A 1,241-nucleotide genomic window follows, 5' to 3' on the forward strand; every position below is an offset into this window, starting at 1 on the left:
TGAAGGGAGGGGATTCCTTCCTTCAGGGCTGAGCGGGGATTCCTGGCTCAGGCTGCCTCTGGGAGCAGCGCTCCCGGTGGTCTTACGCCCTCAACACCAGCCGGGTTCAGACCTGCCCGGACGAGCATCACGCGGGCGGAGTTCTTGTCTCTGGGCGAGACGACTTTGCACGCGGTGCAGGTGTAGGTGCGCTCGGACAACGGCAGTGCGTGCTTGGTTCTCGCTCCGCACGATGCGCAGTCCATGGTGGTGTGTGCGGGATGCACGAGACGGATGTCGCGTCCGTGCTTGCGGCCCATCTCGATCAGGGCCTTCTTCGTGGCGCCGATCGCGGCGTCCGCCGCCTTGCGCGCCATCGAGGACTGGGCGAGGAACTTCGGCTGGAAGTCCTCGACGGCGATGGCGTCGTGGTCGGCCACCACCTTCTTCGCCCACTTGCGGCCGGTGTCCTGCCGCTGCCGGGCGATCTTCGCGTAGGTCTTCGCCCGCCACTTCTTCGCCTCGCGGTAGCCCTTCGAGGCGGCCTGCCCCTTCTTCGGCCGGCGGCGGGCCATCATCCGGTCGTAACGCGTCAGCCCAGCCTGCGCCTTACGGCCGTGCTGGGCGTGCGGCAGGTCGTGGGCGTCGGAGGTGGTGGTCGCGGTCTCCTTCACGCCCCAGTCCACGCCGAGCACCCGGCCGGTCTTTGGCAACGGCCGCACCTCGGTGGGGACCACGAACGATGCGTACCAGTGCCCGACGCTGTCCCGGTACACGCGCACCGAAGAGGGTTCGCCCGGCAGGTCGCGCGACCACACCACCCTCAGCACGATCCCACCCGCCACATGCAGGCGGCCGTCCTTCAGCCGGAACCCGCGCCGGGTGTAGTTCAGCGTCGGCAACGCCTCGCGCTTCTTCTTCCACCCCGGCATACCGGCCCGCTGCCGCTGAGGCAGCCGTTCCCGGATGTCCTTGAGCGCCTTCGCGCGGGACCTGCCGAAGTCCCGGATCAGCTGCTGCTGAGGAACTGAGCTGCCCTCACGCAGCCACGGCGTACGCTCCCGCGCCCCGGTCAGCATCCGGTCGAGCTGCGCCGGGCCACAGGTCCGCTTCTCTCCCGTGGTCTTGTTGTGCAGGTGGACCGCCTTGGACTTGGCGACGCACTCGTTCCAGATCCACCGGCACCGTGCCCACTCCGCCTCCAGCGCGGTACGGGCACTCGACGACACGCGAAGCCGGTAGGTGTACCGGGCGCGCCCGGC

Annotated in this window: 1 protein-coding gene; it reads right to left on the reverse strand. The window is 69.1% G+C overall.

Annotated features, from left to right (window positions below):
• Positions 1 to 47 precede the first annotated feature (47 nt).
• Positions 48 to 1,241: RNA-guided endonuclease InsQ/TnpB family protein (locus tag ACZ7M2_RS52445; RefSeq protein ID WP_471601368.1), on the reverse strand; the 1,194-nt coding region annotated here is incomplete at its 5' end.

This window comes from Streptomyces sp. NPDC111507, assembly GCF_055638955.1.